Annotated in this window: 17 protein-coding genes; 6 read left to right on the top strand and 11 right to left on the bottom strand. The window is 68.1% G+C overall.

The window, feature by feature from the left end; genetic code table 11:
- Window positions 1-9: 9 nt before the first annotated feature.
- Entirely contained in the window at window positions 10-1,155 is a 1,146-nt protein-coding gene (locus tag OC550_RS11710) for an AMP-binding protein (RefSeq protein ID WP_262105944.1), read from the top strand.
- Window positions 1,156-1,209: 54 nt separating this feature from the next.
- Window positions 1,210-2,091, top strand: a complete 882-nt coding sequence (locus OC550_RS11715) for a 1,4-dihydroxy-2-naphthoate polyprenyltransferase (RefSeq protein ID WP_262105945.1) — start codon at window positions 1,210-1,212, stop codon at window positions 2,089-2,091.
- A gap of 15 nt (window positions 2,092-2,106) precedes the next feature.
- Here the strand turns inward: OC550_RS11715 and OC550_RS11720 are convergent, their stop codons facing one another.
- Window positions 2,107-2,421, bottom strand: coding sequence for a DUF4229 domain-containing protein (locus tag OC550_RS11720; RefSeq protein ID WP_262105946.1), 315 nt, complete (start codon window positions 2,419-2,421; stop codon window positions 2,107-2,109).
- Window positions 2,422-2,527: 106 nt separating this feature from the next.
- Between OC550_RS11720 and OC550_RS11725 the strand changes: the two genes are divergently transcribed.
- Window positions 2,528-2,917, top strand: a complete 390-nt coding sequence (locus tag OC550_RS11725) for a PLD nuclease N-terminal domain-containing protein (RefSeq protein WP_262105947.1) — start codon at window positions 2,528-2,530, stop codon at window positions 2,915-2,917.
- 134 nt (window positions 2,918-3,051) lie between these two features.
- On the opposite strand, the gene ccsB is transcribed toward OC550_RS11725, so the two are convergent.
- From ccsB to OC550_RS11750, 5 genes are all read right to left on the bottom strand, one after another.
- A complete protein-coding gene (ccsB, locus tag OC550_RS11730) occupies window positions 3,052-4,074 on the bottom strand; it encodes a c-type cytochrome biogenesis protein CcsB (RefSeq protein WP_262105948.1) in 1,023 nt (340 codons plus the stop codon).
- Window positions 4,075-4,088: 14 nt separating this feature from the next.
- Entirely contained in the window at window positions 4,089-5,732 is a 1,644-nt protein-coding gene (locus tag OC550_RS11735) for a cytochrome c biogenesis protein ResB (protein WP_262105949.1), read from the bottom strand.
- Window positions 5,732-6,514, bottom strand: coding sequence for a cytochrome c biogenesis CcdA family protein (locus OC550_RS11740; RefSeq protein WP_262105950.1), 783 nt, complete (start codon window positions 6,512-6,514; stop codon window positions 5,732-5,734). The genes OC550_RS11735 and OC550_RS11740 overlap by 1 nt, the downstream gene beginning before the upstream one ends.
- Window positions 6,515-6,516: 2 nt before the next feature.
- Window positions 6,517-7,077 carry a TlpA disulfide reductase family protein gene (locus OC550_RS11745; protein ID WP_262106332.1) on the bottom strand — a complete coding sequence of 187 codons (561 nt, stop codon included), beginning with the start codon at window positions 7,075-7,077 and terminating at the stop codon, window positions 6,517-6,519.
- Between the two features lie 107 nt (window positions 7,078-7,184).
- Window positions 7,185-7,847, bottom strand: coding sequence for a histidine phosphatase family protein (locus OC550_RS11750; RefSeq protein WP_262105951.1), 663 nt, complete (start codon window positions 7,845-7,847; stop codon window positions 7,185-7,187).
- A gap of 139 nt (window positions 7,848-7,986) precedes the next feature.
- Here OC550_RS11750 and OC550_RS11755 point away from each other — a divergent pair, with 139 nt between their 5' ends.
- Window positions 7,987-8,532: a YceI family protein gene (locus OC550_RS11755; protein ID WP_262105952.1), complete on the top strand. Its 546-nt coding sequence runs from the start codon at window positions 7,987-7,989 to the stop codon at window positions 8,530-8,532.
- Window positions 8,533-8,712: 180 nt separating this feature from the next.
- Window positions 8,713-9,525 (top strand): hypothetical protein, encoded by an 813-nt coding sequence (locus OC550_RS11760; RefSeq protein ID WP_262105953.1) that lies wholly within the window; start codon window positions 8,713-8,715, stop codon window positions 9,523-9,525.
- A 10-nt stretch (window positions 9,526-9,535) separates the two neighbouring features.
- Here OC550_RS11760 and OC550_RS11765 read toward each other — a convergent pair whose 3' ends face one another.
- Both OC550_RS11765 and OC550_RS11770 read right to left on the bottom strand, forming a co-directional pair.
- Window positions 9,536-10,249, bottom strand: coding sequence for a redox-sensing transcriptional repressor Rex (locus OC550_RS11765; RefSeq protein WP_262105954.1), 714 nt, complete (start codon window positions 10,247-10,249; stop codon window positions 9,536-9,538).
- Between the two features lie 76 nt (window positions 10,250-10,325).
- On the bottom strand, window positions 10,326-10,583 hold the full coding sequence (locus OC550_RS11770) for a glutaredoxin family protein (protein ID WP_262105955.1): 258 nt from the start codon (window positions 10,581-10,583) through the stop codon (window positions 10,326-10,328).
- 237 nt (window positions 10,584-10,820) lie between these two features.
- Here OC550_RS11770 and OC550_RS11775 point away from each other — a divergent pair, with 237 nt between their 5' ends.
- Window positions 10,821-11,639, top strand: a complete 819-nt coding sequence (locus OC550_RS11775) for an HAD family phosphatase (protein ID WP_262105956.1) — start codon at window positions 10,821-10,823, stop codon at window positions 11,637-11,639.
- Between the two features lie 108 nt (window positions 11,640-11,747).
- Here the strand turns inward: OC550_RS11775 and OC550_RS11780 are convergent, their stop codons facing one another.
- The 3 genes from OC550_RS11780 to OC550_RS11790 all read right to left on the bottom strand — a co-directional run bounded on the left by OC550_RS11780 (window position 11,748) and on the right by OC550_RS11790 (window position 13,528).
- Window positions 11,748-11,846 carry an AURKAIP1/COX24 domain-containing protein gene (locus OC550_RS11780; protein WP_003792170.1) on the bottom strand — a complete coding sequence of 33 codons (99 nt, stop codon included), beginning with the start codon at window positions 11,844-11,846 and terminating at the stop codon, window positions 11,748-11,750.
- Window positions 11,847-12,024: 178 nt separating this feature from the next.
- Window positions 12,025-12,237 carry a helix-turn-helix domain-containing protein gene (locus tag OC550_RS11785; RefSeq protein ID WP_262105957.1) on the bottom strand — a complete coding sequence of 71 codons (213 nt, stop codon included), beginning with the start codon at window positions 12,235-12,237 and terminating at the stop codon, window positions 12,025-12,027.
- Window positions 12,238-12,418: 181 nt separating this feature from the next.
- On the bottom strand, window positions 12,419-13,528 hold the full coding sequence (locus OC550_RS11790) for a 3-deoxy-7-phosphoheptulonate synthase (protein WP_262105958.1): 1,110 nt from the start codon (window positions 13,526-13,528) through the stop codon (window positions 12,419-12,421).
- Window positions 13,529-13,635: the final 107 nt, after the last annotated feature.

Genomic DNA, 13,635 nt, shown 5'->3' on the forward strand with positions numbered 1-13,635 from the left:
GCGCCGCCAATGGAACTGGCAGCAGCACTGGGGGCCCTGTCCGCGGCGATGACGGGGCAGGGCCCGGCCGTCGAGCTGACGGCCGACGGCACGCCGAACCCGGTATTGTCCGGCGGTTTGGCCCCGGGAACCGCGGCGGTGGTGCGCACCTCGGGGTCGACGGGCACGCCCAAGGCCACGATGCTCGGCGCCGAAGCGCTGGCCGCGTCCGCCCGCGCCACCGCGCTGCGGCTGGGCGGGGAGGGGCAGTGGCTCCTCGCGCTTGGAGCGAACTACGTGGCCGGCCTGCAGGTGCTGGCGCGCTCGATCCACGCCGGGACCCGGCCCGAGGTGATGGACCTGTCGGGCGGGTTCACCCCGCAGGCCTTCACGGAAGCCGCCGAGGGGCTGACCGGGCGCTTCCGCATCACGTCCTTGGTGCCGACCCAGCTGCACCGGCTGCTCGAGTCCCCCTCGGAGGGCGCGGTCAAGGCGCTGCGCAGGTTTGACGCGATCCTCCTCGGCGGCGCGCGGCTACCGGATAGCCTAAGCGCCGAGGCCGCCCGGCATTCCCTCAAGATTGTGCGGACCTACGGCATGAGCGAAACCTGCGGCGGCTGCGTTTACGACGGCGTACCGCTGGAGGGAGTGCGCCTGGGCTTCGAGCGGGGCCGGATCCTGATCGGCGGCGATGTGGTTGCCGCCGGCTACCTGGACGACCCGGGGCTGACGGCCGCCCACTTCCACCGCGCCGAGGGGACGCGCTGGTTCCGCACCTCGGACCTCGGTGCGGTGCACGACGGCGTCCTCGCGGTCAGCGGGCGCGCGGACGATGTCCTCATCACCGGGGGCGTCAAGGTGTCGGCCGCCGCGGTCGCCGCCGCCATCGAGGCCGTGCCGGGGGTGCGGGCGGCCCTGGTCGCCGGAATCGACAACCCGGAATGGGGCACCCAGGTGGGCGCCGCCGTCGTCGGTACCGCTACCGAGGAAGAGATCCGGGCCCGCGTGCGCAGCGAACTCGGCGGACCGGCCACCCCGCGCCACATTGTGTCGCTGGAGGCGCTGCCGCTGCTGGAGAACGGCAAGCCGGACCGGCTGGCCGTGGCCGAGCTGCTGCGGGACGCGGCCAATGTGGCGCCCGCTGGACGGCGCCCGCCGCCGCGTGCGGGAGAATAGAACGTTGCGGCCGCGTGCCGCCCCCTGAGCTTCGAGACCAAGAAGGACCTAACCGTGGCAACAGCCGGCCAATGGATTGAAGGCGCCCGCCTCCGCACCCTCCCGATGGGCATCGCTCCCGTGATCGTGGGCAGTGCCGCGGCCTACGACCTCGAGGCGTTCCACCCCCTGCGGGCGCTGCTGGCCCTGCTCACCGCGCTGCTCTTCCAGATCGGCGTCAACTACTCCAACGACTACTCGGACGGCATCCGCGGGACCGACGACGTGCGGGTGGGACCGCTGCGGCTGACCGCCTCCGGCCTGGCCTCGCCCAAGTCGGTCAAGTACGCCGCCTTCGGCTGCTTCGGCGCGGCCATGCTGGCCGGGCTGCTGCTGATCATGCTGTCCGGCACCTGGCCGCTGCTGCTCGTCGGGGTGGGCTGCGTGATCGCTGCCTGGGCGTATACCGGCGGCAAGAACCCTTACGGCTACATCGGTCTCGGCGAGGTCTTCGTCTTCCTGTTCTTCGGCCTCGTCGCCACCATGGGCACGACCTACACGCAGGCCCTCACCGTCAGCTGGAGCTCGTTCCTCGGCGCCGTCTCGATCGGGCTGCTGGCCAGTGCCCTGCTGATGGCCAACAACGTTCGGGACATCCCCACCGACCGGGAGGCGGGCAAGATGACCCTCGCCGTGCGGCTCGGCGACGAGGCGGCGCGGATCAGCTACGTCATGATGCTGGCGCTTGCCCTGCTGCTGCCGCTGCTGTTGATCAACGACCACCCGTGGATCCTGCTGGTGCTGCTGGTGTCGCCGCTGTGCATCACGCCCTCGTGGGTCATGCTGCGCAGCCATCGGCGCCAGGACATGATTCCGGTGCTGAAGCAGACCGGTGTCATCAGCCTGTGCTTCGCCGCCGCGTTCACCCTCGGGATGGTGCTGACCCGGCTGGTCTAGCCGGCGGGACGGAGGTCAGTCCTTCGTCGGCCGCGGCTTGCGGTCCGCGTCCACGCCCAGCTGGCCGTGGCGGTCGACCGCTTCGTCCTCGGCCATCGCGTCCGAAATCTCCGTCGAAGTGCGAAGCGGCGCGGCCTTTCCGGAGAAGCGGTATTGCAGGCTCGCCGACGCCGCGTCCCGCATCTTGCGGAAGAACAGGTACGTCACGCACCAGGCGATGACGACGGCAACGATCGCTGAGTACACGATGCCAAGTTGCAGGAAGAGTCCGAGGATGAAGACCAGGACGACGATCCCGAGCCGGAGTGCGGTAAATTTCCAGAAAGCCACCACATAAGTTTACGCCGCCGCGGACGTAGGGGGCCGCCGTCGTGCCCTTAGCTGAATACGCCCTTCCGCCGCCCGGCTCCAGCCGCCGCTCAACTACAATTTAGACATGGTTCGCGTGTACATTCTGCTCGTCGTGGTGGCTGTCGCAGTCATCGTCTATGCGCTCATCGAGTGCATCCGCTCACGGCCGCAGGAAGTGCGCAGCATCTCCAAGCCTGCCTGGATCCTGACCATACTGCTGGTCCCGCTGATCGGCGCGCTGCTGTGGTTCCTCTTCGGCAGGCCGCGCTCCACGCCGCAGCCCCAGGTCCAGCAGCGCCGCCCGATGGCTCCCGACGACGACGTGGCCTTCCTGCGCAAACTGGAGCACCAGCGGCGCCAGCAGCAGCGGGAGGCGGAGCGGCAGAAGCGCGAACGCGAGGCGAAAAAGAGGGAGCAGGGCGGAGCCGCGGACAAGCTCGGCGAGCAGGATCCGGAGAACCCCGGGCCGCGCTGAGCTCTCCTACGGCAGGCATGAGGGAACGCACCGGGCGTCCCCTGCACCAACAAAGTCCCCTGCACCAGCAGAGAGCCCCGCAGGATCATCCTGCGGGGCTCTCTGCGTCCTTCCTTGAGTCCAGTCCGTGCGGCCTACTGGAGGCCGGAGTAGCTGTGCAGGCCGGAGAAGAAGACGTTGACGATCGAGAAGTTGAAGATCACGCACAGGTAGCCGACAATCGACAGCCAGGCGGCGCGCGTGCCGGTCCAGCCGCGCGTGGCGCGGGCGTGCAGGTAGCCGGCGTAGACAACCCAGATCACGAAGGTCCAGACTTCCTTGGTGTCCCAGCCCCAGTAGCGGCCCCAGGCCTTCTCGGCCCAGATCGCGCCGGCCATGAGCGTGAAGGTCCAGAGGACGAAGGCGACGGCGTTGATCCGGTAGGCGACGTTCTCAAGGGTCAGCGCGGACGGGGCCAGGCGCATGAACGCCAGCCGGTCCGGCTGTCCGGCGCGGGCGCGGGCCTCGCGGTTCGCCTGCAGCAGCTGCAGCACCGACATCGCGAACGTCAGCGTGAACAGCGAGGAGGCGATCACCGCGACGGACACATGGATGACCAGCCAGTAGCTCTGCAGCGCCGGGACGAGGTGGGCGACCGGCGTCGGGAACCCGATGGCGGCCGCGCACAGCATGATGACCACGAGCCCGATCACGAAGGAGCCGAGGAACCGCAGGTCCTTCTTGATCAGGGTCAGCAGGTACACCACGGCCACGACGAGGGCGCCGGTGGTGCAGAATTCGTACATGTTGCCCCACGGCACGCGGTGCGCAGCGATGCCGCGGCTGATCACCCCGGCGGCCAGGATGATGGCACCGAGGACGCTGACGGCGACGCCGATGCGGGCGGCGTTGCGGCGTTCACCGGCGTAGTCCATGGACTCGTCCGCGACGGCGATGTCCGCCGTGGCGCCGGCGGCCGGCCCTGCGCCGCCCCCAACCGTGGCCGGGACCTTCTGTTCGGCACGCTGTTCGGCGAGCCGGTTCTCCACCGCGCGGATGGTCTTGCTGGAAGTTGCCAGGTCCCAGCAGAAGGCGATGAAGGCCACGGTGAACGCCATGGCCGCCAGCAGTATGAACAGCTCGCTGTACTGGCCGAGGGTTTCGTCAATGCTTGGCATGCTCGGGCACGTCCTTAGGATTCGTTGACGCCGACGGCGTCACGGTCATTGTCGGCGGGCCCGTTCTCCGTGGCCAGCCACTCTTTCTCGAAAAGCTTGCGCAGCGCCGCCGATTCGGCGACCAGCCGCGGATCCTCGCCGCGGGCCAGCAGACCCCATTCGACCATGGTGCGGCCGTCCTCGTGGGTTCCCGTCCGGACCCAGACGCGGCGCCGTCCGATGAACAGCGAGGCGCCGAGCCCCAGGAGCGCCAGCGTCGAGAACACCAGTGCCCCGCCCTGGCCCGGATCGTGGTCGATGTCCAGGGCGATGTACCGCTTGAGCCCGTCAAAGGTGATGCTGCCCAGGCCGTCCGGCAGGTCCGCGCTTTCATAGGCACCCAGTTCGATGCCGCCGGCTTCCTGCTTACGGTCGTTGAGGACCGTCAGCCCACTGGTGTCGAGCACGTACACGTTCTTCGGATCGCCGTTGTCCAGGCCCAGGTCGCCCTTGTACGAGTTCAGGTACAGCCGCGGATTGAACGGATCCGGATCGCTGCCCACCGCCACGCCGTCTTCGCCCTCGACGGCCGTCGGCAGGAAGAAGCCGACAAACCCAAGCTGCTCCGGCTTGGCGTCCGGCACCTTGATCGCCATGGTGGACGTGTAGGCGCTGTCGTTCGGCACCGCGACGACCGGGCCCTGGTACGCCACGTTGCCGTTGCCGTCGCGCACCGTCACCACGGGAGCGTAGCCGTTGCCGACGAGGTAAACGTTGGTCCCGCCGATCGCCAGCGGCTCGTTGACCTTCAGGACCTGCTCCTTCGCCTCGGCCCCCGGGGCGTCGCGCGTGGTCATGGTCGCGGCGAAGTCCAGCGGCTGGCCGTAGTGGGTCTTGGACTCGCGGTCGAACTCCACCTCGAACTTGTCCAGCTGCAGCAAATACGGCGCCAGCCGGTCCTCGTGGAAGCTGCTGCCCGGCGTGAAGTTGTCGTAGCTGACCAGCGTGTTGACGAAGGACTCGCCCTCCACAATGATCTTCTGCCCGCGGTAGCCGTACAGGCCGCCCACCGCCACGGAAACCAGCACCCCGATCAGGGACACGTGGAAGACCAGGTTGCCGACCTCTTTGAAGAGGCCGCGCTCCGCCCCGACGGAGGGACGGTCCGTATCGGTGTCGCGCACGTGGACGCGGTAGCCCCGGCGCTTCAGCACCCGGGCGGCGTCCTCGACGGCGGACTGCCGGGTCACCGACGAGCCCGCCGGCAGCGCCATCGCCGCGTATTGGGGCAGTCGGGAGAGCCTTCGGGGCGTCCGCGGCGGCTGCGCACGCATGGCCTGCCAGTGCTTGATGGCTCGCGGGATCACGCAGCCGATCAGCGAGACGAACAGCAGCAGGTAGATCGCGGAGAACCAGACGGACGAGTACACATCGAACAGCTGGAAACGGTCCAGCCACGGCCCGGTCTGCGGATGATCGGCGATGTACTGCGTCACCACGGCGGGGTTGGCCGGGCGCTGCGGGAACAGCGAGCCGGGCACCGCGGCCACCGCGAGCAGCAGCAGCAGGAACAGCGCGGTGCGCATGCTCGTCAACTGGGACCAGATAAAGCGCACGGTGCCGAGGAACCCCAACTTGGGCAGCTCGACGTCGTACTTTTTGGCAGTTGTCTTGCTCATCAGATGGGGAGCCTCACTTCGTTGGCGAACCAGTCCTGCAGTTGCGTGACCCAGCTCCCCCACAGGCCGCTGGCCATCAGCAGGCCCAAAACTACCAGCAGGCCGCCGCCGGCCCGCTGGAGGAACAACCGGTGGCGGCGGAAGAAGGCCATCGCCCCCATGCCGCGGCGCACACCGAGGGCAATCAGCAGGAAGGGGACCCCGAGGCCAAGGCAGTAGACAAAGGCAAGGAAAGCACCCTTCGCGGCGTCGGCGCCGCCGGAGAAGGCCAGCGCCTGCACGGCGGAGAACGTCGGCCCGATGCACGGCGCCCAGCCCAGGCCGAAGGTCATGCCCAGCACCGGCGCGCCCCAAAGGCCGGCCGGCGGGCGGGAGTGGATCTTCCGGTCCCGCTGGAACCAGCTGAGTCCGCCCATAAAAACGATGCCCATGACAATAACGACGACGCCGAGCAGTTGCGTTACCCACGCGGCTTCCGTGCCCTTGAGCCAGGCGCCCAGCTGGCCGAACACCGCTCCGATCGCCACGAAGACGGCGGAGAAACCAAGGACGAACAGGCCGATTCCGGCGAACATCCGGCCGCGCCGCTGGCTGTCCAGGTCCACGCCCGTCAGGCCCGTGACGTAGCCCAGGTACCCCGGCACCAGCGGGAGCACGCACGGGGACATGAATGAAACGAGTCCAGCCAGCATGGCCACCGGAATGGCCAGCAGCACCGAACCGCTGAGCACGGTTTCGCCGAAGAGGTTGCCGACCGAGCCGGGGATGTAGGTGATTCCCACGGTCAGGCGGCCGCGGTGTCGCGGATCAGGGTCTTCAGCGTGCCCTTGTCAGCCACCCCAAGAATCCGGGCGGCAACGCGGCCTTCCTTGTCCAGCACCAGCGTGGTGGGGACGGCCTGCGGGGGGACGTAGCTGGTCATCGACAGCAGGATGCCGCCGTCCTTGTCTTTGAAGCTCGGGTACGTCACGCCGAAGTTGCGCTCGAATGCCTCGGCCGTCGCCTTTTCGTCGCGCACATTCACGCCGTAGAACCGGGCTTCCTCGCTGAATTCCCGGCTCAGGGCCTGCAGGTCCTTGGCCTCCAGGCGGCACGGCGCGCAGGCCGCGTACCAGAAGTTGAGCACGGTCACCTTGCCCGTCCAGCCGGACGAGTCGACCTTGCTGCCGTCGAACAGCGTTCCGGTCAGTTGGACGGGCTCGCCGCGGCTGCCCGGGTCATATTCGGTGACCGATCCGTCGCCGGCGATATAGTTCTTGTTGTCGCCGGCATTGGCCTGCTGGGCCAGCGAGTCCTCCACCGTGCAGGCGGCCAGCGGCAGCGCGAAGACCAGCGCGGCGCTCATCTTGAGCAGGGACCGGCGGTTCAAGGGCTCAGGGGTATTCGCAGTCACAATCACACTTTTCTACGTGGGCTGGGGGCTTCCCACTTCTACAACGCGTAGTAATTCTATTACGCTCCAGGGATATTGGCCGCACCGGGCAGCAGGTCCGCGCTCGGCTCGCAATAGTCCACCCCGGCGAGGTGCTCGCCGTCGAACATCAGGCTGGTCACGGACGCCAGCGTGCACTGCCGCCGTCGCGGGTCGTGCCAGAGCCGGCGGCGCTCCGCGGCCAGTCGCGTGACCCAGATGGGCAGCTGGTGGCTGACCATGACGGCCTCTGCCCCCGGCCCGCCGATTTCCTCGGCGGCCTTCCGCGCATCTTCCGCCGCCGCCATCACCCGCAGGACCTGGGCGGTGTAGGCCTCGCCCCAGGAGGGCCGCATCGGATTGCGCAGGGAGGCCCAGTGCCGCGGATCGCGCAGCTGCCGCCTGATGTCAGCCAGGCCTTCGAAGCGGTTTTCGGCCTCGATGATCCGATCGTCCGTGACAATCTCCAGGTTCAGCGCCGCGGCCGTCGGCTGGGCGGTCTCCTGTGCCCTGGTCAGCGGCGACGAGACGAGATAGCAAATGTTGGCGCCGTTCGCGACCCGGTCCGCGAAATAGTCCGCCGCACGCTGCGCCATCTTCTGGCCCAGCTCCGACAGATGGAACTCGGGCAGCCTGCCATAGAGCACACGGCCCGGATTATGGACTTCGCCGTGGCGCAGTAAGTGAACAGTCGTTGGCGGCATGGTCTTAAGTGTCTCAAAGGAGGCCGCTATTGCCCAAAGCGCGGGCCGCCGCAAGAATGACCGGGAAGGGACCGCAGCGCCGGACCCTCGAGGCACGAACCGTTGGTCCAGACAATCACCCCTGTTCAAGGAGTCGAAGATGACACTGCCCCAAGGCCTCACAGAAGGCGTTTGGAAACTCGACCAGGCCCACAGCGAGATCGGCTTCACGGTCCGCCACGCCGGCATCAGCAAGGTCCGCGGACGGTTCACGGACGCAGACGCCGAAGCGCGCGTCGGATCGACGCTGGCAGACTCCACCCTCCACGCGACCGTCAAGACCGCCAGCTTCAACTCGGGCGAGGCCAACCGCGACGCCCACGTCAAGGGCACGGACTTTTTCGATGTCGAACAGTTCCCGGAGATGACCTTCGTCGCGAGGGGGGTTGAGGGCGACGGCGAGGAATACACCCTCACGGGCGACCTCACCATCCGTGGTGTCACCAAGCCGGTCGAGGTGGAGGTGGAGTTCACGGGCGTCGCCGTCGATCCGTTCGGCGCCACCCGCGCCGGCTTCACCGGCGAAGCCGAGATCAGCCGCAAGGAATTCGGCCTGACCTGGAACGCGGCGCTCGAAGCCGGCGGCGTACTGGTCAGCGACAAGGTGAAGATCAACCTGGACGCAGCGCTCATCAAGCAGTCCTGATCCGTTGCCCGCGGGCCGGGGCCCTATGCTTCCGCCCCGGCCCGCCGGCGGGCACCGAATATCATCCTTTCGGGCTAGTCACAGCGCACTCGGCGTCACTGTAATGTTGGCTTAACAGGCCCCGCGAAGGCGCCTGCATGCTTCCGCCGCTCCCTGTGCAGCCAAGAAAAGGATCCGACCATGTCCACTCCTGAAAACCAGCCCGATCCCTCCGGCCAGCCGGAACAGCAGCGCGGCCAAGCGGCCAACGGTTCTGGCCAGGAGCAGCCTCGGTACGGGCAGAACGCCCCGCAGTACGGGCAGCCCCAGTACGGACAGAACCAGCCGCCGTACGGCCAGAACGCCCCGCAGTACGGGCAGAACCCGCCGCAGTACGGCCAGAACGCCCCGCAGTACGGGCAGCAGCCCGGCCCCTACGGCCAGAACGCACCCCAGTACGGCCAGCAGCCCGGCCCCTACGGCTACCAGAGCGCACAGCCGGGCCAGTACAGCTACCCCTCCTCCCAGCCGCAGCCGGGCGCCGTGCCGACCCGACCCAAAGAAGTCGTCATCGCCTTCTGGCTGATCATCGCCGCGGCGGTGCTGACCGCCGTCCAGGTCATCATCTCCCTCGCCACCATGGACACCCTGCTGGCCGGCATGGCGGATGACCCTGCCGTGCGCGATGCCTTGGCGCAGACCGGCGGCGAGATCAGCGAACAGCAGTTCATGGACATGATGAGCGGCACGGCGGGCGTCGTCCTCGTGATTTCAGGCCTGATCGTCATCGGCCTCTACCTGATGGTGGCCTTCGGCGTGAAGGCCGGCAAGAACTGGGCCCGCATCACCGGCACCGTTTTCGCGGCACTGTCCCTGGTGGGCCTGGTGCCGTTCGGCCTTAACACGCTGACGGCGCTGCTGGGCATCGCTGCGATCGTGCTGCTGTTCATGCGGCCGGCCAACGAGTACTTCAAAGCCGTCTCGGCCCGGAAGTTCGGCATCTACGGCCGCTGATCGACTGGCTCTAGCGGGCGCTGCGGGCGCGGGATTCGGAACCTGGTTCCGATTCCTGCGCCCGTTGTGCGTGGTAGGCAAGAATCTGCAGTTCGGTGGCCATGTCCACCTTGCGCACTTCGACGCCCGGCGGCACCTGCAGGACGACCGGAGCAAAGCTGAGGATACTGCGCACCCCAGCGGCCACGAGCTCGTCGCAGAGCTCCTGCGCGGACCGGGCCGGAACCGCCAGGACCACCATGTTCACTCCGGTGCGCGCCAGGACCCTCTCCAAGTCCATGACAGCGCTGACCTTCAGCCCGCCGACCTCGGAACCGATAATGGCGGGGTCGGCGTCGAAGATGGCCGCCACTTCGAAGCCTCTGGTCGTGAAGCCGGAATAGCCGGCCAGGGCCCGGCCAAGGTTACCGGCCCCGACAATGGCGACCCGCCACTCCTGGGTCAGGCCGAGGCGCGCGGCAATGGTCCGGGTGAGAAGCTGGACCTCGTAGCCGACGCCGCGCGTGCCGTAGGACCCCAAATAGGACAGATCCTTGCGCAGCATGGCCGACTTCACGCCGGCGGCCTCGGCGAGCTCCTCCGAAGAAACGCGCTCGACGCCTTCGGCCAGCAAAGAGTTAAGCGCCCTGAGGTAAATAGTCAGCCGGGCTACCGAAGCGGGAGGAATGGGTCGACCGCGCGTCTCCGGCCCCGTAGCGGGACCTGAAGGATCGTGGGTAGTCACGGTTCGGTCCTTACGGTATCGGTCTGTATCCCAACTTTAGGGGCTCGGTTCGGCGCCCACCAATCCGGCGGCCCGGTCAGGCGGTGAGCAGGCACCGCAGCCGGTCCGGATCGATGTGCCAGAAGTCCCGCTGCACGCCGTCGATCATCACGACCGGAATTTCCTCCGCGAAGCGCCGCTCCAGCTCGGCGTCGTCCAGGATCGACTGCTCCCGCCATTCCACCCCAAGTTCCTCGGCGACCTCGGCCACGGTGCGTCGCGCGGCCTCGCACAGGTGGCAGCCGGGCTTGGTCAGCAGCAGCAGGTCGTGCGGAGGGGCGGGTGATTCACTCATGGCTCCAAGGTAGCGCGAGCCGTGCTCGGGGCGCCACGCGGCCGCCAGCCAGCCGGACACGGCCGTCGGACGATCCGGTACCGGGGCCAGGCGGCCGGACACCGCGGATATCAACACTAGGCCGGGGCGCCGTCGATGCCGGACCCGGCGCCGTCGATGCCGGACCCGGCGGCCGGGGACGGAGTCGGGGTTCCCCGGCGGTCTGCACCCTTGGACCTCGGTCGCTAGACTCGAGACATGCCGACAGCCGACCAGGATCCAGCCGCCCGCACCTCTGGCCCGCCGGACCGTCTGGCGGCGGCCGCGTTTTTCGACGTCGACAACACCCTGATGCGCGGGGCCAGTCTCTTCCATGTCGGCCTGAAGATGTACCAGCGCGGTTCCTTCAGGCTGCGCGATGCCGCCGGTTTCTTCATCAAGCAGGGCCGCTTCCTGCTCACGGGTGAGAACCTCAAGGACATCCACGCCGTCCGGGATTCCGCCATGGCGATCGGCACCGGCCTGCTGGTGAGCGATGTGAAGGCCCTCGGCGAGGAGGTCTACGACGAGATCATTGCCTCGAGGATCTGGCCCGGCACGCGCGCATTGGCGGACCAGCACCTCCGCGCGGGTCGCCGGGTCTGGCTGGTCACGGCCACTCCCCTGGCGGTCGCCGAGGTCATTGCCGACCGCCTGGGCCTGACAGGTGCCCTGGGGACCGTCGCGGAAATTGACGACGGCGCCTACACCGGACAGCTTGTCGGCGAGATCTTGCACGGGCAGGCCAAGGCGGACGCCGTGGCGGAACTGGCCCGGCTGGAGGGGCTCAGGCTGGACGGCTGCTGGGCCTACAGCGACTCCTACAACGATGTGCCGCTGCTGTCGCTGGTCGGCAATCCGGTGGCCATCAACCCGGACGCCCGGCTGCGCCGGCACGCGCGCGAGCACAACTGGCCGGTCTACGACTTCCGCAGCGGACGGCGGGCGGCGACCCTGGGCCTGAAGGCCGCGACCTTTGCGGGCGCCGTCTACGGACTCTGGCGCGGCCTGAGCAAGGTCCGGGGTCCTCGCGCCTGATTCCTGCGGCTGTCTCGCCGCGGGCCGGCGACGGGATCGAAGGCCGGGGGTTAAAGACAGCAGGCCCGCCGGTTTCCCGGGCGGACCTGCGAGCTGCCGGCTGTGCGGCTACTTCTTGTTGCGGCGCTGGTGGCGGGTCTTGCGAAGCAGCTTACGGTGCTTCTTCTTTGCCATACGCTTGCGGCGCTTCTTGATAACTGAACCCACGAGTTCCTCACAAATCACTTCGGTTGGCATCCGCCGGCCCCGACTGCCCGAAAGGGCCGGGCAGGCCAGCAAATCTTACGACGACGTAAAACGTTCCTTAACAGGGTACCGCCTAATTCGGAACAGCTTTGACCGCGGCCCCGGCAACCCGACCGGCGCCGCACCCCGTCCGACCGGGTCAGGCGGTGCCGCTCTGGCCGTCCACTACCGCTCCCTGCACATACTGCTCCACTGCGGATTCCGGAACGCGGTAGGAGCGGCCGAAGCGGACGGCAGGCAGATCGCCGGCGTGGACCAGGCGGTAGACGGTCATCTTCGAGACGCGCATGACCTCGGCAACCTCCGCGACCGTGAGGAAGCGGACGTTCGAGAAGTTCTTCTCCTCAGCCATTGCACATCAATCCTTAACTCCAGGCAGACCCGACCCCGGGCGAAGGCCCAACGGCGTGCTGCCTTGCCAAGCGAGTAAGTACCGTCTCACTCGATACTCTAGATGCATGAGTGGCCAAAGTGAAAGTTGTCCTTGTGGCTTAATCGTTAGATGACTAGGGGCTTTTTTATCGCCCGTCCCCTTACGGCCGTCCGGCCGCGGAACGGCCAGCGGCCGCCAATTGCTCAAGCACCAGTTCGGTGGTTTCCCAGCCCATGCAGGCATCCGTCACGCTGCGGCCGTAGACGAGCTCGGCCTCTCCGTTGGCCACCTCGGCCACGTCCAGCTTCTGGGCGCCGCCGGACAGAAAGCTCTCGAGCATGACGCCGGCCAAAGTCCCGGTCCCCGCCTCGGCGGCCTCGAGCTGGGCCGCCAGTTCCAGCGCAACTTCGGCCTGCCGGTGGTGGCTCTTCCCGCTGTTGGCATGGCTTGCGTCGACAATGACCCGCGGGTTGACTCCCGCCGCGGCCAGCTGGCGGGAGGCGTCGAGCACGCTGGCCGCCGAGTAGTTCGGTCCGCCGCTGCCGCCGCGCAGGATGAGGTGGGTGTCCGGATTGCCGGGCGCTGCCACCACGGCCGCGCGTCCGTCGTCGCCCATGCCGAGGTAGGCCTGTTCCGCCGATGCCGCCAGGCATGCGTCGACCGCTACCTGGATTCCGCCGTCGGTCCCGTTCTTGAAGCCGACAGGCAGCGGCAAGCCCGCCGCGAGCTGGCGGTGGATCTGGCTCTCGGTGGTCCGGGCCCCGATGGCGCCCCAGCTGACAAGGTCGGCGAGGTAGGGCGCGCTGACCGGCTCGAGGAACTCGGTCGCGACGGGCAGGCCCAGTGCCGTCACATCCAGCAGGAAGCGGCGCGCCATGCGCAGTCCGGTCGCGACATCGTGGGAGCCGTCCAGGTGCGGGTCGTTGATCAGCCCCTTCCAGCCGACCGTGGTGCGCGGCTTCTCGAAGTACGCGCGCATCACCACCAGCAGGTCCGCGCTATGCCGGCGGGCCGCCTCCGCCAGCCGCGCAGCGTAGTCCAGCCCGGCCTCCGGATCATGGATCGAGCAGGGTCCTGCGATCACGAGCAGCCGGTCATCGAGTCCGTTGAGAATGGCCCGGATCCCCGTCCGTCCACGTTCGACGGCGGCGATCGCTCCGGGCGCCGCCGGCAGTTCCGCCGTCAGTTCCCCCGGCGAGGGCAGCACGCTGAACGTCGCGGCGCCGGAGGAAGGGCTGTGCGTGGCGGTGAGGCTGGATAGTGGCGGCATTGCAGGTTCCCGTCTGATTAAGGGCGGGAACGGTAGCCCAGACCCCGCCGTAGAAATGGCGAAGGGCAGAGAATGATCTCTGCCCTGTTGGCTCTGGAGGTTCGTTG

It is taken from the genome of Arthrobacter sp. Marseille-P9274, assembly GCF_946892675.1.
Taxonomy (GTDB): Bacteria; Actinomycetota; Actinomycetes; order Actinomycetales; family Micrococcaceae; genus Crystallibacter.